Below are 22,252 nucleotides of genomic sequence, written 5' to 3'. Positions count from 1 at the left end.
AACTTGCCAGGACGGCAAAAGAGACCCGAAATCAGATTATTCTGTTAGGAGCGCTCACATTAGCACCGCTATAGATTTTCGCAAGAGCCGGGCGGTGAGTTTACAAATTAGTTTGACTTTATAAACCATCAAAATTGCGTTGGCTCCAGGAACTTTGCGCATTAGCTCGCAATTTGGCGCGCGCGACGGCGGATTCCCTGCCCGCGAGAAGGGGAAAATGCTACACTTCGCGCCCACTGGATTGTTGTTCATGGAAACCTGCTAACCACATGTTTAAAATCAAAAAAGGACTTAATCTGCCGATTGCAGGCGTGCCAGTGCAGCACGTTTCGACAGGCGCAAGCGTCCGTCATGTCGCCATTTTGGGCGACGACTACCTGGGAATGCGTCCTTCAATGCTGGTACAGGAGGGCGATCTCGTTATCAAAGGACAGGCGCTCTTCGAGGACAAAAAAAATCCCGGCGTGATGTTCACGGCACCCGCGAGCGGCACCGTTGTGGCGATCAACCGCGGCGAACGGCGCGTTCTGCAGTCGGTGGTGATCCGCATTGAAGGCGATGAGCAGCGTGAATTCGCCCATTACGACGCGGCAGACCTCGCGTCGCTGAACCGCGACGCCGTTCAGGCTCAACTGCTGGCGTCCGGTTTATGGACCGCGCTTCGTACGCGTCCCTTCAGCAAATCCCCAGTTCCGGGCACGGAACCGGCCGCGATTTTCGTCACGGCAATCGACACCAACCCGCTCAGCGTGGACCCACAGCCGGTTATCCTGGCGCAGCGCAAAGCCTTCGATGCCGGACTGACCGTTTTAACCCGCCTCACGTCCGGGAAAGTCCACGTTTGCCAGGCCAGCGGCGGCAAGCTTGGCGGGCATCCGCAGGGGCAGGTCACGTTTAATGAGTTTGCTGGCCCACATCCGGCGGGTCTGGTCGGGACGCACATCCATTTCCTTGAGCCGGTGAGCCTGACTAAGCGGGTCTGGCATCTTAATTATCAGGACGTTATCGCCATCGGTAAGCTTTTTACTACGGGTGAACTCTGCGCTGAACGGATCGTCGCCGTCGGTGGGCCGCAGGCTGCAAACCCGCGTCTGGTGAAGACGCTGCTGGGCGCAGACATCAATGAACTGCTGGTGGGCGAAACGAAAGAGGGTGAAAACCGCCTGATTTCCGGTTCGGTCCTCAGCGGACGCCATGCTGCCAATGCGCACGCGTACCTGGGACGTTTCCATTTGCAGGTGAGCATTGTGCAGGAGGGGCGTGAGAAAGAGCTGTTCGGCTGGGTTCTGCCCGGTGCGGAAAAATACTCCGTCACCCGAACCACGCTGGGCCACTTCCTGCGTAATAAGCTGTTTAGCTTTTCGACCAGCACGCACGGTGGCGAGCGCGCCATGGTCCCGATTGGTAACTACGAGCGCGTCATGCCGCTGGATATTCTGCCGACCATGCTGCTGCGCGATCTGCTCGCCGGTGATACCGACAGCGCGCAGGCGCTGGGCTGTCTGGAGCTTGACGAAGAAGATCTGGCGCTCTGTACCTATGTCTGCCCGGGCAAATACGAATTTGGACCGGTATTGCGCGAGGTGTTAACCCGCATTGAGCAGGAAGGATAACCGATGGGCTTAAAACACCTCTTTGAAAAAATTGAGCCGCACTTTACCGAAGGGAAGCTCAAAAAGTACTACCCGCTGTATGAAGCAACGGCGACCATTTTCTACACGCCGGGTCTGGTGACGAAAGGGGCGGCGCACGTTCGTGACGCCATCGACCTTAAGCGGATGATGATCCTGGTGTGGTTTGCGGTCTTCCCGGCGATGTTCTGGGGAATGTACAACGTCGGCCTGCAGACCCTTCCGGCGCTGCACCATATGTACGATGCACCGCAGCTGGCGCAGGTCATCCAGTCCGACTGGCACTACCGTCTGGCGCAGTCGCTAGGGGTAAGTTTCGCTGCAGACGCGGGCTGGCTGAGCATGATGACGCTGGGCGCGGTTTTCTTCCTGCCGATTTACATCACGGTCTTTATCGTGGGCGGCTTCTGGGAAGTGCTGTTTGCCATCATCCGTAAACATGAGATCAACGAAGGCTTCTTCGTGACCTCTATTCTGTTTGCCCTGATTGTTCCCCCGACGCTGCCGCTCTGGCAGGCGGCGCTGGGCATCAGTTTCGGCGTGGTGATTGCCAAAGAGATCTTCGGCGGCACCGGGCGGAACTTCCTCAACCCGGCGCTGGCGGGACGTGCGTTTCTGTTCTTTGCGTATCCGGCGCAAATCTCGGGCGACCTGGTCTGGACGGCGGCAGACGGTTTTTCCGGCGCGACGCCGCTTTCACAGTGGGCAGCACACGGTGGCGAAACGCTGGTTAACAACGCGACGGGTCAGCCTGTCACCTGGTTTGATGCCTTCATTGGCAACATTCCGGGCTCCATCGGGGAAGTCTCAACGCTGATGATTTTGCTTGGCGGGGCGATCATTCTTTTCGGTCGTGTGGCCTCCTGGCGGATTGTTGCGGGCGTGATGATCGGTATGGTGCTGACCGCGACCCTGTTCAACGTTATCGGTTCGACCACCAACCCGATGTTCTCCATGCCCTGGTACTGGCATCTGGTGCTGGGTGGCTTCGCGTTCGGCATGATGTTCATGGCGACGGACCCCGTCTCGGCCTCGTTTACTGACAAAGGTAAATGGAGCTATGGCGTACTCATTGGCGCGATGTGTGTTCTGATCCGCGTGGTCAACCCGGCGTATCCGGAAGGGATGATGCTGGCCATTCTGTTTGCCAACCTGTTTGCGCCGCTCTTCGATTACCTGGTGGTGCGGGCCAATATCAAACGGAGGAAGGCGCGTGGCTGAAGTTAAAAATAACGATAGCATCAGCAAAACGCTGCTGGTGGTGCTGGTGCTCTGTCTGGTCTGTTCCATCGTCGTGGCTGGTTCTGCCGTGGGGTTAAAACCTCTGCAGCAGGAGCAACGCGCGCTGGATAAACAGCGCAACATCCTGGCCGTGGCCGGGCTGATGCAGGAAGGAATGAGCGCAGACGACGTTTCGGCCGTCTTTGCTGAACGTATTTCGGCGCGTCTGGTGGATTTAAAAACGGGTGAACTGCTGGATAAAGACCCGGCAACATTCAACCAGGCGCTGGCGCTGAAAGATCCGCAGATGAGCGTGACGCTGGAGGCATCGCAAGATCCCGCCGGGATTAAGCGTCGCAGTAACCTGGCCGAAATCTATCTGGTTCGCGATCCCCAAAAACGCATTCAGGAAGTGGTGCTCCCGATCTACGGTAACGGGCTGTGGTCAATGATGTACGCCTTTGTGGCACTGGATACCGATGGCCGCACGGTCAAAGGTATTACGTATTACGACCAGGGCGAAACGCCGGGGCTGGGTGGCGAAGTTGAGAACCCTAACTGGCGGGCACAGTTTGTCGGTAAGAAAGTGCTCGACGATAACGGTCTGCCTGCGCTGAAGGTGATGAAAGGGGCGGCACGTCCCGGTGACGACTACGCCGTTGACGGGCTCTCCGGCGCCACGCTCACCTCAAAAGGCGTGCAGCACAGCTTTGATTTCTGGATGGGCGAGCTGGGCTTTGGTCCTTTCCTGAAAAACGTACGTGAAGGAGCGCTGAACAATGGCTGATACCGGTGAACTGAAAGAAGTCAAAAAGGTACTCATTGGCCCACTGCTCGCCAATAACCCGATCACGCTGCAGGTGCTGGGGGTCTGTTCGGCCCTGGCGGTAACGACCAAACTGGAAACGGCGGTGGTAATGACGCTGGCGGTCACGCTGGTTACGGCGTTCTCCAGCATGTTTATCTCGATGATCCGCCACCACATTCCCAACAGCGTGAGGATCATCGTGCAGATGGCGATCATCGCCTCGCTGGTGATCGTGGTCGATCAGCTGCTGCGCGCCTTCGCCTACGAAACCTCTAAACAGCTCTCGGTGTTTGTCGGGCTGATCATCACCAACTGTATCGTGATGGGGCGTGCGGAAGCCTACGCCATGAAAATGCCGCCGCTGGCGAGCTTTATGGACGGTATCGGCAACGGCCTGGGCTACGGCGCGATCCTGCTGACCGTGGGGTTCCTGCGAGAGCTGATTGGCAGCGGCAAGCTGTTTGGCATCACGGTGCTGGACACGGTGCAAAACGGCGGCTGGTATCTGCCAAACGGCCTGTTCCTGCTGGCCCCTAGCGCATTTTTCATTATCGGTTTGTTGATCTGGCTGATTCGTACGTTGAAACCAGAACAGCAGGAAAAGGAGTAACCGACGATGGCTCATTACCTGAGTTTGTTTGTGCGCGCGGTGTTTGTTGAAAACATGGCGCTCGCGTTTTTCCTCGGCATGTGTACGTTCCTTGCCGTGTCTAAAAAGGTCTCCACGGCATTTGGCCTGGGCGTGGCGGTCACCGTTGTGTTGGGGCTTTCGGTTCCGATTAACAATCTGGTGTACAACTTTGTGCTGCGGGACGGCGCGCTGGTGGAAGGGGTCGATCTCAGCTTCCTGAACTTCATCACCTTTATCGGGGTGATCGCGGCGCTGGTGCAAATACTCGAGATGATCCTCGATAAGTACTTCCCGTCGCTGTACAACGCGCTGGGGATCTTCCTGCCGCTGATCGCGGTGAACTGCGCCATCTTTGGCGGCGTCTCGTTTATGGTTCAGCGTGATTACAACTTCAGTGAATCCGTAGTGTACGGGTTTGGTTCCGGCATCGGCTGGATGCTGGCGATTGTCACCATGGCGGGGATCCGCGAAAAAATGAAATATGCCAACGTGCCCGCAGGGCTGCGCGGCTTAGGGATCACCTTTATCACCACCGGGCTGATGGCGCTGGGCTTTATGTCCTTCTCCGGTGTGCAGCTATAAGGGCTAACAGATGGAAATTATCCTTGGCGTGGTGATGTTCACGCTGATTGTACTGGTGCTGTCAGGATTAATTCTGGCGGCGCGCGCGAAGCTGGTGAATTCCGGTGACGTGGTGATTGATATTAACGACGACCCGCAGAATCAGATCCGCACGCCTGCGGGGGACAAGCTGCTGAATACGCTCTCCGGCAACGGGATTTTTGTCTCCTCAGCCTGCGGCGGCGGCGGCTCCTGCGGGCAGTGCCGCGTGACGGTAAAAGAGGGCGGTGGCGATATCCTTCCCACCGAGCTGGCGCACATCACGAAACGCGAGGCAAAAGAGGGCTGCCGTCTGGCCTGTCAGGTCGCGGTGCGTCAGGACATGAAGATTGAGCTGCCGGAAGAGATCTTCGGCGTTAAAAAATGGGAGTGCGAGGTTATCTCTAATGATAACAAAGCCACCTTTATTAAAGAGCTGAAGCTGCGGGTGCCGGGAGGGGAAGATGTTCCGTTCCGCGCCGGGGGATACATTCAGATTGAGTGTCCTGAGCATACCGTGGCCTATGCGGACTTCGACGTGCCGGATGAATACCGCGCCGACTGGGACAAATTCAATCTCTTCCGCTTTGTGTCGGAGGTGAAAGAGCCGACGCTGCGCGCCTACTCGATGGCCAACTACCCGGAAGAGAAGGGCATTATCATGCTCAACGTGCGTATCGCCACGCCGCCACCGAATGTGCCGGACGCGCCGCCGGGCGTAATGTCGTCATACATCTGGTCTCTGAAGCCGGGAGATAAGGTGACCATCTCCGGTCCGTTTGGGGAGTTCTTCGCGAAAGATACCGACGCGGAAATGGTCTTTATCGGCGGCGGTGCCGGTATGGCCCCGATGCGCTCGCATATCTTTGACCAGCTGAAGCGGCTGGGGAGCCAGCGTAAGATCAGCTTCTGGTACGGGGCGCGCTCGCTGCGCGAGATGTTCTATGATGATGAGTTTGAACAGCTGGCGCGTGAAAACCCGAACTTTTCCTTCCACGTTGCGCTTTCCGATCCGCAGCCGGAAGATAACTGGACGGGCTACACGGGGTTCATCCACAACGTGCTGTATGAAAACTACCTCAAGCAGCACCCGGCGCCCGAGGACTGCGAGTTCTATATGTGTGGGCCACCGATGATGAACGCCGCCGTGATTAAGATGCTGAAAGATCTCGGCGTTGAAGATGAGAACATCATGCTCGATGATTTTGGAGGCTAATGATGCTGACGTTTCTGGCAACCTTTGTGGTTTTTGTGCTTGTTATTTTCGGCATGTCGTTAGGCTGGATCGTTAAGCGGAAAAGCATTCAGGGCAGTTGCGGCGGTATTTCCTCCATTGGGATGGAAAAGGTCTGCGACTGCCCGGAGCCGTGCGATGCGCGGAAAAAAAGAATGGCCCGCGAGCAGCAGCGCATTATCTAGTCCGGTAGGTCGGGTAAGGCGAAGCCGCCACCCGACAATTCCTACGTACTCTTCTCAATACTCATTTGTTTACTGTATACTTATCCAGTAATGAGTGAGGGCTTACTATGCGCAAAATAATCCATGTCGATATGGACTGCTTTTTTGCCGCAGTGGAGATGCGTGACAACCCGGCGCTGCGGGATATTCCCATCGCCATTGGCGGCAGCCGCGTTCAGCGTGGTGTCATCAGCACCGCCAACTATCCTGCGCGCAAATTTGGCGTGCGCAGCGCGATGCCGACGGCGATGGCCTTAAAGCTTTGCCCTCATCTCACGCTTCTGCCGGGCCGGTTTGAAGCCTATAAAGAGGCTTCCCTTCATATTCGGGAAATCTTCTCCCGCTATACCTCTCTGATAGAGCCGCTGTCGCTGGACGAAGCCTATCTGGATGTGACCGACAGCGTGCACTGCCACGGCTCCGCCACGCTGATGGCTCAGGAGATCCGCCAGACGATTTTCAACGAGCTGAATCTGACGGCGTCTGCGGGCGTCGCGCCCGTTAAATTCCTCGCCAAAATTGCCTCTGATTTAAATAAGCCCAACGGCCAGTACGTCATCACGCCGGAAGAGGTGCCTGCATTTTTAAAAACGCTGCCGCTTGGCAAAATCCCCGGCGTGGGGAAAGTTTCCGCCGCTAAGCTGGAAAGCATGGGGTTACGGACCTGCGAAGACGTGCAGCGAAGCGATCTCGCCATGCTGCTCAAGCGCTTCGGGAAGTTTGGCCGCGTGCTGTGGGAGCGCAGCCAGGGGATTGACGATCGCGATGTGAACAGCGAGCGGCTACGGAAATCCGTCGGCGTTGAGCGCACCCTCATTGAAGATATTCATGACTGGTCCGAATGCGAAATCATTATCACGGAACAGCTTTATCCTGAGCTGGAACGACGATTAAGCAAGGTGAAGCCGGACCTGCTGATTGCCCGTCAGGGTATCAAATTAAAATTCAACGACTTCCAGCAGACCACGCAGGAACACGTCTGGCCGCGTCTGAATAAAGACGATCTTATCGCGACGGCGAAAAAGGCATGGGAAGAAAGACGAGGCGGGCGAGGAGTAAGGCTGGTGGGATTGCACGTCACGCTGCTGGATCCGCAGTTAGAGCGGCAGCTGGTATTAGGATTGTAAAAAAGCCCGGTGCGCTACGCTTACCGGGCCTACGTTTTTCACCCTCTCCCTTTGGGAGTGTACGGTCCGGGGACATAGTGAACACTTGTTCGGGGACATGGTAGACACTTACCACTAAGGCATAAGAACCCGTTTATGGAGTCGCTTATGCCCTGGGATGCGAGAGATACCATGTCATTACGTACCGAGTTTGTTTTGCTCGCCTCGCAGGACGGGGCGAACATCCGTTCCCTCTGCCGTCGCTTCGGCATTTCACCTGCCACCGCCTACAAGTGGCTTCAGCGCTGGGCTCAGGAAGGCCCATCCGGCCTTCAGGACCGGCCCCGCATACCGCACCATTCCCCGAACCGCTCATCTGACGACATCACCGCCCTGCTGCGCATGGCCCATGAGCGCCATGAACGCTGGGGCGCCCGCAAGATTAAGCGCTGGCTAGAAGACCAGGGGCACACCATGCCCGCCTTCAGCACCGTCCATAACCTGATGGCCCGCCATGGCCTGCTGCCGGGCGCTTCACCGGGCATTCCCCCCACGGGACGGTTCGAACACGATGTGCCGAACCGCCTCTGGCAGATGGATTTTAAGGGCCACTTTCCCTTTGGCGGGGGCCGCTGCCATCCGCTCACCCTGCTGGACGACTACTTCCGTTTTTCCCTGTGCCTGGCGCACTGTACCGATGAACGGCGCGAGACCGTGCAGCAGCAGCTGGTCAGCGTGTTTGAGCGTTATGGCCTGCCGGACCGGATGACGATGGACAACGGCTCACCGTGGGGAGACACCACCGGCACCTGGACGGCGCTGGAGCTGTGGCTGATGCGCCACGGTATCCGGGTGGGGCACTCCCGGCCTTATCATCCGCAGACGCAGGACAAGCTGGAGCGTTTTCACCGCAGCCTGAAGGCAGAGGTGCTGCAGGGAAAATGGTTCGCAGACAGCGGTGAGCTGCAGCGCGCCTTCGACCACTGGCGCACGGTGTACAACCTTGAACGCCCGCACGAGGCGCTGGATATGGCGGTACCGGGCTCGCGGTATCAGCCGTCAGCGCGGCAGTACAGCGGCAGCACAACGCCTCCGGAATATGACGAGGGCGTGATGGTAAGGAAAGTGGATATCAGCGGAAAGCTGAGCGTGAAAGGGGTAAGCCTGAGCGCAGGCAAGGCGTTCAGGGGAGAACGGGTCGGGCTGAAGGAGATGCAGGAAGACGGCAGCTATGAGGTGTGGTGGTACAGCACGAAAGTGGGGGTGATCGACCTGAAGAAAAAGTCGATCACCATGGGTAAAGGATGTTAAAAAGTGTTCACCATGTCCCCGAACACCTGTCTACCATGTCCCCGGACCGTACAGTGGGAGAGGGCCGGGGTGAGGGCACCAGACCGCATTAATTCCCGACAAAAAAACCGGCATTAAGCCGGTTTTTTTTATTTCGCATCATCAGAACTGGTAGGTCATACCCACGGCAACGATGTCATCGCTGCTCACGCCCAGTTTATTTTTGTCGTCAATCTGGTTGATTTTATAATCAACAAAAGTGGACATATTTTTGTTGAAGTAATAGGTCGCGCCAACGTCAATATATTTCACCAGATCTTCGTCACCAATACCTTCGATATCTTTGCCTTTAGACTGGACATAACCCAGGGACGGGCGTAGACCAAAGTCGAATTGATATTGTGCGACAACTTCAAAGTTCTGCGCTTTATTTGCAAACCCGCCGGAAATTGGCGTCATATTGCGAGTTTCAGAATACATTGCTGCCAGATAAATATCGTTCGCGTCATATTTCAGACCGGTTGCCCAGGCTTCTGCTTTCTGGCCCTGGCCACGCGCCAGCAGGTTCTGAGCATTGGTGCGGTCAGAGTTGGTGTAGGCGCCGCTGACGGCGAAATCGCTGCCGCCGAAGTCATAGGTCAGAGAGGTACCAAAACCGTCACCGTTCTGTTTCTTGGCGTCACGGTTTTCGTTTTTCCCCTGATACTGCAGCGTCATGTCCAGACCGTCAACCGCGCCGAAGAAGTCGGTGTTGCGGTAGGTCGCAAGGCCAGTAGCACGCTTGGTCATGAAGTTATCGGTCTGCGCGGAAGAGTCGCCGCCGAACTCAGGGAACATATCGGTCCATGCTTCGACGTCATACAGGGCACCCAGGTTACGACCGTAATCCAGTGAACCAAAGTTTTTCAGTTTCAGGCCAGCGAACGCCAGACGTGTCTTCTGAGAGGAGTCGCTCTCAGCTTTGTTACCTGCAAATTCAGATTCCCAACGGCCATAGCCCGTCAGCTGATCGTTAATCTGTGTTTCGCCTTTAAAACCAAAACGAACGTAAGTCTGATCGCCATCTTTGGTGTCATCATCACTGATATAGTGCATGGCTTTCACTTTGCCGTACACGTCCAGCTTATTACCATCTTTATTATAAACTTCAGCTGCGTGAACGGATGCAGAAGCCACTACGCCCATAACCATTAATGCCAGAGTGCTCTTTTTCATTTTCGGTCCTGTCTTATAAACGCGCTAAAAAAATTCGCTGGACGATAAGCTCATGCTTAAGTCCCGTGAAAAAACAGGAAGGGTTTTATCGTTTTGGAATGAAACTTTTATGACAAACTAAGAATAATTTTAAAAAACTGTGATTTATTATTTTGGTAATAAAAGTGTCAAACTTTCCCGCTAGGCTTCCTGATCCCGCGCAACAAAGTGTTTCGCGATGTGCTAAGGCAGTTGGCAACGGGGCTGACTCCTGTTAAAACGTTCGTTCGACATTACTTTCCCTTATCGTTGAACGGCAGAGAATCATGAGTGACAGCCAGACGCTGGTGGTAAAACTCGGTACCAGTGTTTTAACAGGCGGATCGCGCCGCCTAAATCGCGCCCACATTGTTGAGCTTGTACGTCAGTGCGCTCAGTTACATGCCGCAGGGCATCGTATTGTGATTGTGACCTCCGGGGCGATTGCCGCCGGGCGTGAACACCTGGGTTACCCCGAACTCCCCGCGACGATCGCTTCCAAGCAGCTGCTGGCCGCCGTGGGGCAAAGCCGACTCATTCAACTCTGGGAACAGTTGTTCTCCATCTATGGCATCCACGTCGGGCAGATGTTGCTGACGCGTGCGGATATGGAAGACAGAGAGCGCTTCCTGAACGCCCGCGATACTCTGCGCGCGCTGCTGGACAACAATATTGTTCCGGTCATTAACGAGAACGATGCCGTTGCTACCGCTGAAATCAAAGTGGGTGATAACGATAACCTTTCAGCGCTGGCCGCGATTCTGGCCGGAGCCGATAAATTACTGCTTCTGACCGATCAGCAGGGTCTGTTCACCGCCGATCCGCGCTCCAACCCAGAAGCCGAGCTGATTACCGACGTGCACGGTATCGACGATGCGCTGCGCGCCATCGCCGGTGACAGCGTTTCAGGCCTCGGAACGGGCGGCATGGGGACCAAGCTGCAGGCCGCTGACGTGGCGTGCCGCGCCGGTATCGACACCATCATTGCTGCGGGCAGCCGCCCTGGCGTGATTGGTGACGTGATGGAAGGCATCTCCGTCGGTACTCGCTTCCACGCCCAGGAATCCCCACTGGAAAACCGCAAGCGCTGGATATTTGGCGCGCCTCCTGCTGGCGAACTCGTCGTCGATGAAGGGGCAACCGCCGCGATTCTGGAACGAGGAAGTTCATTACTTCCTAAAGGAATTAAAAGCGTGACAGGCAACTTCTCCCGTGGTGAAGTGATCCGTATCCGTAACCTCGAAGGCCGCGACATCGCCCACGGCGTAAGCCGTTATAACAGCGATGCCCTGCGCCGCATAGCGGGTCACCACTCACAGCAGATCGACGCCATTCTGGGCTATGAATATGGCCCGGTTGCCGTACATCGCGATGACATGATTATTCGTTAAGGAGCCAGAACATGCTGGAAAAAATGGGCGCAGCCGCGAAGGCTGCCTCTTACAAACTGGCGCTCCTTTCCAGCCGCGAGAAAAACCGCGTGCTGGAAAAAATCGCTGATTATCTGGAATCACAGTCCCAGGAGATTTTGCTCGCCAACGAGCAGGATTTACTGGAAGCGCGTCGTAACGGTTTGAGCGAAGCGATGCTCGACCGTCTGGCGCTGACGCCGGCACGCCTGAAAGGCATCGCCGACGATGTGCGTCAGGTCTGCAATCTTGCCGACCCGGTAGGGCAGGTGATCGACGGCGGGCTGCTCGACAGCGGTTTACGCCTGGAGCGCCGCCGCGTGCCGCTCGGCGTTATCGGCGTTATTTATGAAGCCCGTCCAAACGTGACGGTGGATGTCGCGTCTCTGTGCCTGAAAACCGGTAACGCCGCTATTCTGCGCGGTGGCAAAGAGACATGGCGCACCAACGCCGCGACGGTGAAAGTCATTCAGCAGGCGCTGGAAGAGTGTGGCTTACCGGCGGGTGCCGTACAGGCGATCGAGAGCCCAGACCGCGCGCTGGTCAACGAAATGCTGCGCATGGACAAATACATCGACATGCTGATCCCACGCGGTGGCGCGGGCCTGCACAAACTGTGCCGCGAGCAGTCGACGATTCCGGTGATCACCGGCGGTATCGGCGTGTGCCATATCGTGGTCGACGACAGCGCTGAGGTTGAACCGGCGCTGAAGATTATCGTTAACGCGAAAACCCAGCGTCCAAGCACCTGTAACACCGTAGAAACGCTGCTGGTGCATCAGGATATTGCGAACACCTTCCTGCCGGCCCTGAGCAAACAGATGGCAGAGAGCGGCGTGACGCTGCATGCTGACGCCAACGCGCTCGCACTGCTTCAGGAAGGCCCGGCTAACGTTGTTCCCGTCAAAGCGGAGCAGTACGACGATGAGTTCCTGTCACTGGATCTGAACGTGAAAATCGTTACCGACCTTGACGACGCCATTGCGCACATCCGTGAACACGGCACGCAGCATTCTGACGCGATCCTGACGCGCACCCTGCGCAATGCCGATCGCTTCGTGAACGAGGTGGATTCCTCTGCGGTCTATGTGAATGCCTCAACGCGCTTCACCGACGGCGGCCAGTTCGGCCTCGGCGCAGAGGTGGCAGTCAGCACGCAGAAACTGCACGCGCGCGGTCCGATGGGGCTGGAAGCGCTGACCACGTACAAGTGGATCGGCTTCGGTGACGATACGATTCGTGCGTAAATAATCACGGGTGATGCAAAAATAGCCGTTTGATTCAAAAGGGCATTGACGCATCACCCGGATAGATCTAACCTTTTGCCCCGTGGTTACACTCGTAACCGGCCTCTCAGGGCCGATATAGCTCAGTTGGTAGAGCAGCGCATTCGTAATGCGAAGGTCGTAGGTTCGACTCCTATTATCGGCACCATCTTTTAACGCAGTCTTCTGACAATCAAATAAACAACCTTTATTCTTCGTCAACGAAATTTATTGCACATCAGCCATTACATTCCCACGACAACTCCGACAAACCATCACACATCTCCTGCAACTCATTAAACATCCTTGCCACATGGAAACCATCGCACACCGAGTGATGTACCTGTACCGCCATAGGCAACAACACTTTTCCATCCTGCTCGTAGTATTTTCCAAACGTGAACATAGGAGAAAAGAAGTTCTTCATGTGCGCAATGTTCATCGTAAAGTTAGTAAACGTTACCCAGGGAATAGACGATACAAAAAAGACATTTTCTCGGGACTCTTCCTTCGGCCAGTAAGAAATGTTATTGCCATAGCGTGCAACATCTTCCGCATACGTATTCTGGAAGTGCTGAATATTGCCGTCGAAGTGGCTCCACAGTGACGAAAACGTCTCCGTTTCAGGATGAAAAATGGTATAGCTTGGATGGATTTCATTCCATATGACAAGCTCATTGTCCTTCATGGCCATACGGAATTCCGAATGCCGGTTCATGATTTTAGAAAGGAGGAAAATAATCGTCGGATAAAACTTCCAGCCGACCTCTTTGATATGTTTTCGCAGCGCGGTAATGTCGATCAGAACCGTTTGGTTTATTGTACATTCAGCAAATGACTGGAATACCTCAAAATGCTCCTTCCTGGCCCAACGAGATAAATCAACAGGCGTGTAGTCTGGGACTGTTTTTTTCATTTTATAACCTTTGATTATCAATCGCCTAAAGGGTTTTGGGCCAGCAAAAGCCGCGCAACCATTTCAACCGTATCTAATCTTCCTGTCAATCTCAGCCTGTGGTTTTCCGAACAGGTATCCCTGCACGAGATCGCAGCCAAGCGCCTGAAGACGTTCAAGCTGCGCTTCGGTTTCCACACCTTCCGCAATGACCCTCATATTGAGGCTCTTCGCCATGCCAGTTATCAATTTAACGATATTAAGGGCATCATCCTGCGTGGATATCGGGTTCACAAAGGACTTGTCGATTTTAATTTTATCAAAATTCAGTTCGCTCAGTCGTGAGAGCGATGAATAACCCGTTCCGAAATCATCGATAGAAATTTTTACACCCAGCGTTCTGAGCTTTTTGAGAATAGTGAGGGGCGTATTGCTGTCACTGAAGAGCGAAGACTCCGTAACTTCTAACTCAAGTCGGCTGGCCGGAAGTCCTGTCTCCTTCAGGATGGACTGTACCATCGTCGTAAATGATTTCGTGCCCAGCTGAACGGGTGAGACGTTCACAGAGATCCTTGCCGGAATGGCCCAGGAAACTGCTTCCCTGCAGGCAAGCTCAAGCACATTTTTACCGATCTGATTGATCATCCCCGTTTTTTCAGCGACAGAAATAAAGTAATCAGGTGAAAGTATCCCCTTCACCGGGTGTATCCAGCGAATAAGCGCTTCATAGCCGTAAATTTCATTGCTGAATGAATCGACAATAGGCTGGTAATAAACAACGAATTCATGGTTATCGATCGCCAGTGCCATATCATGTTCAAGGGTTCTGCTTTCCTGCAGCTTTTGCAGCATCCACTGACGGAAGACTTTTATCTGCTGTGAACCCTCTTTTTTGGCTTCGTAGAGCGCCAGATCGGCAAATTTATAAAGATAATCAGAGCGCCGCTCATTATCAGATAAAACGATACCCACACAGGTGGCGATTTTTATCAGCTGGTTATTAATCGTATAGGGCTGGCTGATATGTTCGCTAATTTCTTTGGCGCGCGAAACGGCTGCTGTTTCGGTGAGGCCACTGGACAGAAGGGCAAACTCGTCTCCGCCCAAACGGTAAAATGTATCCGTGGCGCTGCTCATTGAGGTGAGTCGTCTGGATACCTGATTCAACAGCAAATCTCCGGCATCATGGCCATAGGTATCGTTGACCTCTTTGAACCGGTCTAAATCAAATAACATCACCGTGACGGGGATGTGGTTTTTATCGGCCTGAAGATTAATTTTGTTGAGATCGTCCCAGAAGAAAAGGCGGTTTTTCATGCCGGTGAGGGAGTCATGATAAACATCATACTCCAGCTTCGAGTTTTGAATTTGCAGCGTTTCTTTTGATTTCTGAAGCTCGTCAGCAAGGCTTTTAACCTGCATGTGCGCTTTGAGAATGTTTTTATTCTGGTAGATCATTAAGAAACCAAGAATAAAGCTTAATATCACCAGAAGTAATGAAAGTGCCGAATAAATATAGTAAAGGATCTGTATTTTATGGTTGGATTCGTTAACCGTGTTAATATCTTTCGTTAATGCCGTTGCAGAGAGCTGGCTAAGCGGCGCATCGAGCACATGCATATTTTTCAGGTATGCCTGTAACTCTGGATGGCTCATATTTTCAAGATGGCTATCCAGATAGTTCAGTATCTGCTCTAAGCGTAAAGCGAGCTCTTGGTGCGCTTTATCGCTGTCAATATAGCGACCTAAATCTCCCCCCTTCATTAAATCGCCCTGACTAAGCATAATTTCGAGGCGCATGCGGACCTGGTCTATCGTAACGTCATCGGTATCGGTTGCGTATAGACCAAGCCATGATTCAAAACGGTAATACTCTGATACCAGTTGTGCCACGGACCAGGACTCAGTGTATTGAGTCAGTTTTTGCAATTCCTGCTGACGATCGTAAACAAGAAATGCAATATATCCTGTCGTGATAAAAAGAGAAAAAATGATACCAACCAGTATCCTGTTCATTATGTTCTCCTGAACTGCTACTCAATCTTCATTTTGCTAACCTGCCATGCTGATCGCGAGTAATAAATCTGATTATTCAACTCAGGAAGACTGTCATAGGGGTATACAATGAATGATGGACCTTTATCGCGGATGCGCATATATTCGCCATTGACCTTTAAGGCAAGTATGGCGTTGTATTTTTTGAAGTCACTGAGAGGGATCACGGTAGAGTAATCATTAAGCGCAATAACATTAATGTTAGTACCTTTTGCACCCACATAATCCATCAGTTTTTTCATTGGAACACCCTCAAACTTAGTACGTCCATTATACCAGGGGGATGTTGTCTCGAAACTCACCATGCCCAGTTTTTCAAGGCTGGCGAGATCAAACACTGCTTTTCCATTTTCATTCGTATTTTCTATATTACCGTAAATCGTTAAAATGGGTTTACCAACTGGTTTTGGCAGATCGCCAGCCCAGGTTACACTTTGTACCAGACAGCATAACAGCAGTAGGGTTAATCGCATTTTGGCCTCCACTTTTTAACAGAAGTATAAGAATTATAATTTAGATATCACACTAGTTTATATATTTTGTTGAGTAGCAAGGCCTTTTAGCGTTTTTATTGATGTAAGTGCAATAAAATCAGTGGCTTAAGCTGTGGTGATGGCAGGATGTTTGGCAGTTCAGGGATGCTTAACTTTTTGAGAAAAGCTAAAGCTGCTTGCATAAGCTCTCGTGTGTTTAAAAAACGATCGCTTTTATTGATTGTTATTATCTCATACCACTGATTTTACCGATGATGAAAACGACGAGTGTGCAAACGCTCAGTACCAGCCCTTCGTGGGTTTTGACCCGTTGAAGTGACGCGGCTGGCACTCTCAGTCTGTACAAAATTTGCTCATCCCGAGCGAGAAGGGATCGGGTATGCTGTTCCTGACGGGACGAATACTATTCTGCCGTTTTGCCCAGGCCATCAAACGCGCTAAAAAGGTGACCGCCTGCGGGGTGAGTTTTTTCTTATGCGATGGCAGAAAATGTAAATAATGAACAGAAGGGGTTGTGAGATATTATCGATGAGATCGTCAGTTTACGGTTTCAATCTGTGTCTGAATAATTGCCTGATTTTTGGACGCTTCTTCCACTGGGAAGCGTCCACTTTTTTCCTGCCATCAAAATGATATATATCCGGCATGTTAAAAAGAGCATTTATTTACTTTTTCGACGCAGGAGTCCTCTGTGCAATATGTAAACCGACTAAAATAGCGATCATTGTTCCCATATAAAATTGACCCATCACCGCTTCAAGCATCGCCAGATTACGTGCAACAGGATGAATTGCCAGAATATCTCCATAGCCAAGGGTTGTTAACGTGGTCAGGCTGAAGTAAAGCATCGTTTCAACTGAATTTCCGCCCGGTATTCCTGTATATGCGTCAGGTATGAATCCCACCAGCAAACAGTCCAGCAGCGCAAACAAAAGGGATATGTTTAGATAGATAACCATGGCGCCGCGGATGCGATGAAGCGTCACAACACCCTCATCAAAAACCTGTTTTGCCACAATCCAGCTAACATTGAGACAGAAAAAAATCCCTGACAGAAGAACCAATACCCCTGTGGTTTTATGCGTGGTCGTTGTTGACCCAACGACCAACCCGACCAGGCAAAAAGAAAAGCTGAGAATAGCCAGATACCTTTTTATATCCTTAGAAACAATGAATACCGAAATTAAGGCCATCGCTGAGAACAATGCATTGTTTAGCCAGTGATAGTTTTTATGCTCGCTCTCCGTAACGGGTGAAATGATAAAAATGGTTAATACCTGCAGTATTAGAAGAATGGTGAGACAAACATCCTTATAATCGCTATTCTTTTCAATTGGAAATTGAAAGTCACTCATTTTCATGATGTTAACCTGAATTTAGCGTTTTTATATATGTCACATCCGGAATGTTAATCGGCCGGGAAACGGCTTGCAGTTTATTACGTTACTGTCCTAATGGGGTCAAAGCAGGAAGCCCGTCAGCCATGTTCGGTCAGGATGATTCTCAGGTAATTGTTCAAGGATATGAACTAACGTATTCTGGTTGTCCTGTCCGCTGTTGATAAATCTAAAGAAGTTGCTGTCACATTTATTTTTGTGATATTGCATTGTAGAGAACTCTTTTTTTCTTAACAACGTGCGTTCTAACCAGCTGAATTTTTTAATTTCCCTTTCCAGGTATTTCATTTCGGAAATTGAAAGGAATATTTTCTTATACAGAATATCCCGGCTGCCCGGCGTGTATGATTTACTGTCCATCAGATTTTCTCTGTTTTTATGATACTCACGTCCTTGTGCTGAATAAATATTAGTGTCCTACTGAAGCGGCATCGACCACGCGCGAAGGTTTCGGTGCTAATGCAATCGCAAATGCAGCGATAAAAAATATCACGCCGATCGACATCATCAGATTATTGGTCGAAAGCATCATGCTCTGGCTGTTAACCATCTTGTCAAAAAGCTCGCGCACAAATTGCCCACCTTGCTGAGGTGCTGAACTGATGTAATGCGAAAGATCGCCAGTTGGGTCGACGACGGACGCCAGTTTGTCATGTGCTATATAGCGCTGGTCCTGCCATGATGTCGTCACGAGCGATGTAGCAAACGCACCCGATAACGTTCGAACAAAGTTCATTAAGCCCGCTGCTGAAGCCATTTCCGTTTCATCTACAGAGCCCATTGCAAGCCCCGTAATCGGGACGTAGTACAACGGCATGCCAACGCCCATGAATAACAAAGGGACACAGATGGACCAGTAGTCCATATCGGTCGTCGCATAGGATCGCCAGAAGGTGTCGAGACCCAGCCAGGCGCAGCCAAAGAAAATAAGAATGCGCGGATCGATTTTGTTGGAGAGGTTAGCGGCAACCGGAGAAAATACCACCTGCAGCAGTCCGCCCCAGGCAACCACAATCCCTGCCCATGTTGTTGTATACCCTAAGTTATATTGTAGCCACAACGGCGTGAGGACATTCAGACCAAAAAAACATCCAAACGCGAGTGCGAGAACAAACATGCTGGCCGAAAAACCGCGATGGCGAAAAACTCTGATATCGACAATCGGATGATCGGCGGTCAGCTCCCAGATGCAGAAACTTAAAAAGCCGATACAGGCCACAATCGCCAGAACCCAAATTTCTTCTGAGGCAAACCAGTCAAGGTCTTTCCCTTCATCCAGCATGATCTGCAGTGCACCCACCCAGATAACCAATAAAATAAACCCAACGATATCAATAGAGTTATTAACCAGCGTATCTTCGAAGATTTTCAGTACTGACCACGCGACCAATGCGAAAGCGATGGCCATCGGAACGTTGATGATAAACACCCACGACCAGCTGTAATGATCGCAAATCCATCCGCCCAGTACCGGGCCTATTACGGGCGCGAGCAATGTTGTCATCGCCCATAATCCCGTCGCCTGCATGGATTTTTCTTTCGGGAAAATACGCAGCAGTAACGTTTGTGATAAGGCCATCAGGGGGCCTCCCGCCATGCCCTGAAACACCCTCATCAGCAGCAGCATTCCCAGCGAGGTGGAAAGGCCGCAAAGCAAAGAAAAAATGCCAAACATGAACACGGAAACGCAGAAAACGCGCACGCCGCCGAAACGTGTGGTTAACCATCCTGATAGCGGTACCGTAATGGCTTCAGCCACGGCATAGGCCGTGATGATCCACGTTCCCTGGCTGGTTCCTGCGCCCAGGGCGCCAGCCATGTTGGGTTGAGTGACGTTTGCAATGGTCATGTTGAGCACAGCTAAAAAGTTAGCCATTGCAAGTACCAGGGCACCAATCCATAACATACCGCCTTTCAGCGAAGGCGGCTCATTATCGATAACTAATGTAGACATGGCCTGGTTTCCGTTATTCACTTTTTAAGTTAACTGTCGCTTTCATGGACAGACCAACCCGCAACGGATGTGCTGCAAGCTCATCAGCATTGAGTTTGATGCGTACGGGCAAACGCTGAACAACCTTAATCCAGTTACCCGTTGCGTTCTGCGCAGGAATAATTGAAAACGCTGCGCCGGTGCCGCCATCAAAGCCTTCTACCGTTCCATGGAAAGGAACGTTGTCGCCATACAGATCGCTCACCAGTTCCACCTTCTGTCCCACTTTCACATGCTGGAGCTGAACTTCCTTGAAGTTGGCATTGACGTGAATTTGCTGTACCGGCACCACGGACAATAACGGCGTGGAAGGCTGGACACGCTGTCCAAGCTCGACCTGGCGACGAGCAACCACGCCATCAACTGGCGAACGGATCACGGTTCTTTCCAGATCCAGTCTGGCCTGATCGCGCTTCGCTCTGGCGAGAGCAACTTCAGGGTTGGTCTCGGTATTTGCATCCTCAATCATCACGGCATTCGCCTGTCTTGCACCCACCGCCGCCTGTCTCGCTGCATCCGCTTGCGCCACGGCGGCTTTAGCGGCATTCAGGTTTGCCAGTGCGGAAGCATAAACGTTTTGAATACGCGTCAGTTCGTCGCCTGAAATCGCGCCCGTCTGCATTAACGCTTCGCGTCGCTTGAGGTCAACCGTCGCGCGCTGGAAGTCAGCGTTTGCGGCATCCACCTGGGCCAGCAGGCGTTTTTGTTCTTTTTCATTCGCCACAACTTCAGCGCCGAGTTTTGTGTCGGTGGCCTTATATCCATTTACCCGCCGAATGGACAGGTTCAGGTTTGCTTCCGCCTGATTAAGGGCTAACTCTGCGTCAGTAGGATCCAGCTGGATCAGAACATCGCCTTTTTTTACCACCTGAGAATCCGTGACCAGGATGGCACTTACCGTACCGGTGATTGCGGAAGAGAGCTGAGCAGACTCAACATCGGTATAGGCGTTATCGGTTTCAACATATCGGGAACCCACTAATTCCCAATAGACGAACGAGCCTGCGCCAGCCAGCGCGATGCTTAATGCAAGATAAGAGAATAAACGTTTTCTTTTTTTCTTTTTGATATCGGATGATTCAATATTTTGATTTTCAATAGCTGCAGAATGACTCATTTTATTTCCTTTCTTTCCACTATTTAGTTATTAACCTGGTGTTAAAAAATCACTGTTTGCTCGAGGTATATCCACCGCCCAATGCACGCGCTAATGCGACGTCAATCGTAAAGGCACGGGAATTTACATCGGCTAATTTTCTGCGGGCCGCGACCAGCTCATCTTCCGAGGACAAGACGTCGAGATAGTCAGCAACCTTTCCTTCATATCTTTGTTTGGTGAGCGAATATGCTTTTTCTGCCGACGTGACTGCACCCTGAGAATAAAGCATCTCGTCTTTCAGAGAGGCTCTGCTGGTGAGCGCATCGCTCACTTCCCGAAGTGCATTCGTTAACGTGTCGTTATAAACTTGCACCGCTATGTCATATTCACCGCTGGCGTATTTCAAATCACCCTGTAGCTTTTGCGTATTAAATATTGGCAGCGATATGGCCGGGCCAAAACTGCCAATTGCTGAGCCACTCCGGGTAAGGTTATTAATTCCCAGTGACTGGAATCCGGCAAAGGCAACCAGATGAACGCTGGGGTAAAAACCGGCTTTTTTCTGCTTGATTTGCTCTGCTGCAGCCTCTGCGCGTAAACGTGCCGCGACAATATCAGGACGTCGACCAATCAAATCCAGCGCAATATTGGGAGGAAGTTCCTCATGCGCTAAAAGCGTTGCCTTAGGCGCGGTTATCGCCAGCGATCTGTCAGGCCCATCACCGACCAGTGCAGCGAGCTCATGTTTTTTGATCGCAATAGCTTCATCTATTGCCACCAGATTTGCTTTTGCGTTGAGTTGACGCGTCTCAACCTGTTGAAGGCTGGATAAATCTTCAAGCCCCGCGTCATGTCGTTGCTGGAACAACGCGAGCGTACTGGTTCGTATCGTGAGGGTATCGTTAAGCGTTTCGCGAACGGTGTATAAATGCGCCAGCTCCGCGTAAACGGTAACAATAGAAGAAGAGAGCACCAGTCTTGTCTGTGCTTCTTCCGCTACCGCCGCCATTTCGCCTGACGTTGCAGCCGCGAGCGCGGCGCGGTTTTTACCCCAAAAATCTATTTCCCAGCTCATATCAAGCGTGGTACGCCCGTAGCTGTTCCAGTTTTGAGGCGTTGCGCTTTCAGGCGTCACATAGTTGTAACTCATTTTGTCCCGCATAAAGCTGGCGTTTGCGGTGACCTCAGGGAAAAGCGAACCGCTCGCACTTTGCGTCATCGCCTGCGCTTGTCTCACGCGAGCTTCAGCGATGTTAAGCGTGGGGGAATTTTTAAGCGCGTCATCAATCAGCCCGTTGAGCTGCTCGTCACCGTATTTCTTCCACCAGTAATCTTTCGGCCACTGGCCGTTCTGATGCGGGAAACTTTGATCGCTTTTAAGTTGTGAGACCGTCTTCATAGACGGTGGGGTGCCAAGATCGGGGATTATGGCGCATCCGCTCATACTGATGGCGGAAATGACAACACAGCCCATTACTATGCTGGACCGGGTTAAACCGGAAATACGACACCTCGGGAGTGTCTCCTGAAAACCTTTCATCAGTACGCTCGTCATGCTGTTCATAGAGAAGTCCAAATACAGTACCGTACAGTACGGTACACTTTATATCTTGACTTCTGAGCGCCGTCAAATGAAAATGTACTCGTCAGTACGATTACAAACCCTA

General features: G+C 52.2%; 20 protein-coding genes and 1 tRNA gene. 12 read left to right on the top strand and 9 right to left on the bottom strand.

What is annotated here, in order from left to right; genetic code table 11:
• Positions 1 to 269 precede the first annotated feature (269 nt).
• The 9 genes from V4835_RS19095 (at position 270) to V4835_RS19055 (ending at position 8,766) form a co-directional block, all read left to right on the top strand.
• On the top strand, positions 270 to 1,613 hold the full coding sequence (locus tag V4835_RS19095; RefSeq protein ID WP_331413266.1) for a Na(+)-translocating NADH-quinone reductase subunit A: 1,344 nt from the start codon (positions 270 to 272) through the stop codon (positions 1,611 to 1,613).
• A gap of 3 nt (positions 1,614 to 1,616) precedes the next feature.
• On the top strand, positions 1,617 to 2,852 hold the full coding sequence (locus V4835_RS19090; RefSeq protein WP_331413265.1) for an NADH:ubiquinone reductase (Na(+)-transporting) subunit B: 1,236 nt from the start codon (positions 1,617 to 1,619) through the stop codon (positions 2,850 to 2,852).
• Positions 2,845 to 3,639 carry a Na(+)-translocating NADH-quinone reductase subunit C gene (locus V4835_RS19085; RefSeq protein WP_063145504.1) on the top strand — a complete coding sequence of 265 codons (795 nt, stop codon included), beginning with the start codon at positions 2,845 to 2,847 and terminating at the stop codon, positions 3,637 to 3,639. The genes V4835_RS19090 and V4835_RS19085 overlap by 8 nt, the downstream gene beginning before the upstream one ends.
• The gene (locus V4835_RS19080) at positions 3,632 to 4,270 is read left to right on the top strand and encodes an NADH:ubiquinone reductase (Na(+)-transporting) subunit D (RefSeq protein ID WP_024909466.1); all 639 of its coding nucleotides are present in this window, start codon (positions 3,632 to 3,634) and stop codon (positions 4,268 to 4,270) included. The genes V4835_RS19085 and V4835_RS19080 overlap by 8 nt, the downstream gene beginning before the upstream one ends.
• Positions 4,271 to 4,276: 6 nt before the next feature.
• The gene (nqrE, locus tag V4835_RS19075; protein WP_023334613.1) at positions 4,277 to 4,873 is read left to right on the top strand and encodes an NADH:ubiquinone reductase (Na(+)-transporting) subunit E; all 597 of its coding nucleotides are present in this window, start codon (positions 4,277 to 4,279) and stop codon (positions 4,871 to 4,873) included.
• A gap of 10 nt (positions 4,874 to 4,883) precedes the next feature.
• Positions 4,884 to 6,107, top strand: coding sequence for an NADH:ubiquinone reductase (Na(+)-transporting) subunit F (gene nqrF, locus V4835_RS19070; protein WP_331413262.1), 1,224 nt, complete (start codon positions 4,884 to 4,886; stop codon positions 6,105 to 6,107).
• On the top strand, positions 6,107 to 6,310 hold the full coding sequence (gene nqrM, locus V4835_RS19065) for a (Na+)-NQR maturation NqrM (RefSeq protein ID WP_023615899.1): 204 nt from the start codon (positions 6,107 to 6,109) through the stop codon (positions 6,308 to 6,310). The genes nqrF and nqrM overlap by 1 nt, the downstream gene beginning before the upstream one ends.
• 107 nt (positions 6,311 to 6,417) lie before the next feature.
• Complete coding sequence (gene dinB, locus V4835_RS19060) at positions 6,418 to 7,476, top strand: DNA polymerase IV (protein ID WP_331413261.1); 1,059 nt, start codon at positions 6,418 to 6,420, stop codon at positions 7,474 to 7,476.
• A 147-nt stretch (positions 7,477 to 7,623) separates the two neighbouring features.
• Complete coding sequence (locus V4835_RS19055; protein WP_442877305.1) at positions 7,624 to 8,766, top strand: IS481 family transposase; 1,143 nt, start codon at positions 7,624 to 7,626, stop codon at positions 8,764 to 8,766.
• 141 nt (positions 8,767 to 8,907) lie between these two features.
• Here V4835_RS19055 and phoE read toward each other — a convergent pair whose 3' ends face one another.
• Complete coding sequence (gene phoE / locus V4835_RS19050) at positions 8,908 to 9,960, bottom strand: phosphoporin PhoE (RefSeq protein ID WP_063145510.1); 1,053 nt, start codon at positions 9,958 to 9,960, stop codon at positions 8,908 to 8,910.
• A gap of 305 nt (positions 9,961 to 10,265) precedes the next feature.
• On the opposite strand from phoE, the gene proB reads away from it, so the two are divergent.
• The 3 genes from proB to V4835_RS19035 all read left to right on the top strand — a co-directional run bounded on the left by proB (position 10,266) and on the right by V4835_RS19035 (position 12,821).
• Positions 10,266 to 11,369 (top strand): glutamate 5-kinase, encoded by a 1,104-nt coding sequence (gene proB, locus V4835_RS19045; protein WP_008501877.1) that lies wholly within the window; start codon positions 10,266 to 10,268, stop codon positions 11,367 to 11,369.
• Between the two features lie 11 nt (positions 11,370 to 11,380).
• On the top strand, positions 11,381 to 12,634 hold the full coding sequence (gene proA, locus V4835_RS19040; RefSeq protein WP_331413259.1) for a glutamate-5-semialdehyde dehydrogenase: 1,254 nt from the start codon (positions 11,381 to 11,383) through the stop codon (positions 12,632 to 12,634).
• A 111-nt stretch (positions 12,635 to 12,745) separates the two neighbouring features.
• A tRNA-Thr gene (locus V4835_RS19035) sits at positions 12,746 to 12,821 on the top strand.
• A 69-nt stretch (positions 12,822 to 12,890) separates the two neighbouring features.
• Here the strand turns inward: V4835_RS19035 and catA are convergent.
• The 8 genes from catA to V4835_RS18995 all read right to left on the bottom strand — a co-directional run bounded on the left by catA (position 12,891) and on the right by V4835_RS18995 (position 22,149).
• A complete protein-coding gene (gene catA / locus V4835_RS19030) occupies positions 12,891 to 13,568 on the bottom strand; it encodes a type A chloramphenicol O-acetyltransferase (protein ID WP_331413257.1) in 678 nt (225 codons plus the stop codon).
• 63 nt (positions 13,569 to 13,631) lie between these two features.
• Positions 13,632 to 15,563 (bottom strand): putative bifunctional diguanylate cyclase/phosphodiesterase, encoded by a 1,932-nt coding sequence (locus V4835_RS19025; protein ID WP_331413256.1) that lies wholly within the window; start codon positions 15,561 to 15,563, stop codon positions 13,632 to 13,634.
• Positions 15,564 to 15,580: 17 nt separating this feature from the next.
• Positions 15,581 to 16,075: a molybdopterin-dependent oxidoreductase gene (locus V4835_RS19020; protein WP_063145269.1), complete on the bottom strand. Its 495-nt coding sequence runs from the start codon at positions 16,073 to 16,075 to the stop codon at positions 15,581 to 15,583.
• Positions 16,076 to 16,761: 686 nt separating this feature from the next.
• Positions 16,762 to 17,457 (bottom strand): potassium channel family protein, encoded by a 696-nt coding sequence (locus V4835_RS19015; RefSeq protein WP_331413255.1) that lies wholly within the window; start codon positions 17,455 to 17,457, stop codon positions 16,762 to 16,764.
• A gap of 99 nt (positions 17,458 to 17,556) precedes the next feature.
• Positions 17,557 to 17,853, bottom strand: a complete 297-nt coding sequence (locus V4835_RS19010) for a hypothetical protein (RefSeq protein ID WP_331413253.1) — start codon at positions 17,851 to 17,853, stop codon at positions 17,557 to 17,559.
• 49 nt (positions 17,854 to 17,902) lie between these two features.
• Positions 17,903 to 19,447, bottom strand: a complete 1,545-nt coding sequence (locus tag V4835_RS19005) for a DHA2 family efflux MFS transporter permease subunit (protein ID WP_063145267.1) — start codon at positions 19,445 to 19,447, stop codon at positions 17,903 to 17,905.
• Positions 19,448 to 19,460: 13 nt separating this feature from the next.
• Positions 19,461 to 20,603 (bottom strand): HlyD family secretion protein, encoded by a 1,143-nt coding sequence (locus V4835_RS19000; protein WP_063145266.1) that lies wholly within the window; start codon positions 20,601 to 20,603, stop codon positions 19,461 to 19,463.
• Positions 20,604 to 20,652: 49 nt separating this feature from the next.
• Positions 20,653 to 22,149: an efflux transporter outer membrane subunit gene (locus tag V4835_RS18995; RefSeq protein ID WP_331413252.1), complete on the bottom strand. Its 1,497-nt coding sequence runs from the start codon at positions 22,147 to 22,149 to the stop codon at positions 20,653 to 20,655.
• Between the last annotated feature and the right edge of the window lie 103 nt (positions 22,150 to 22,252).

Origin of the sequence: Enterobacter cloacae complex sp. CARB60, assembly GCF_036487345.1 — a bacterium.
GTDB lineage: Bacteria > Pseudomonadota > Gammaproteobacteria > Enterobacterales > Enterobacteriaceae > Enterobacter > Enterobacter asburiae_D.
Note: the sequence above shows the minus strand (reverse complement) of the source record. Positions and strands in the feature narration are given on the sequence as shown.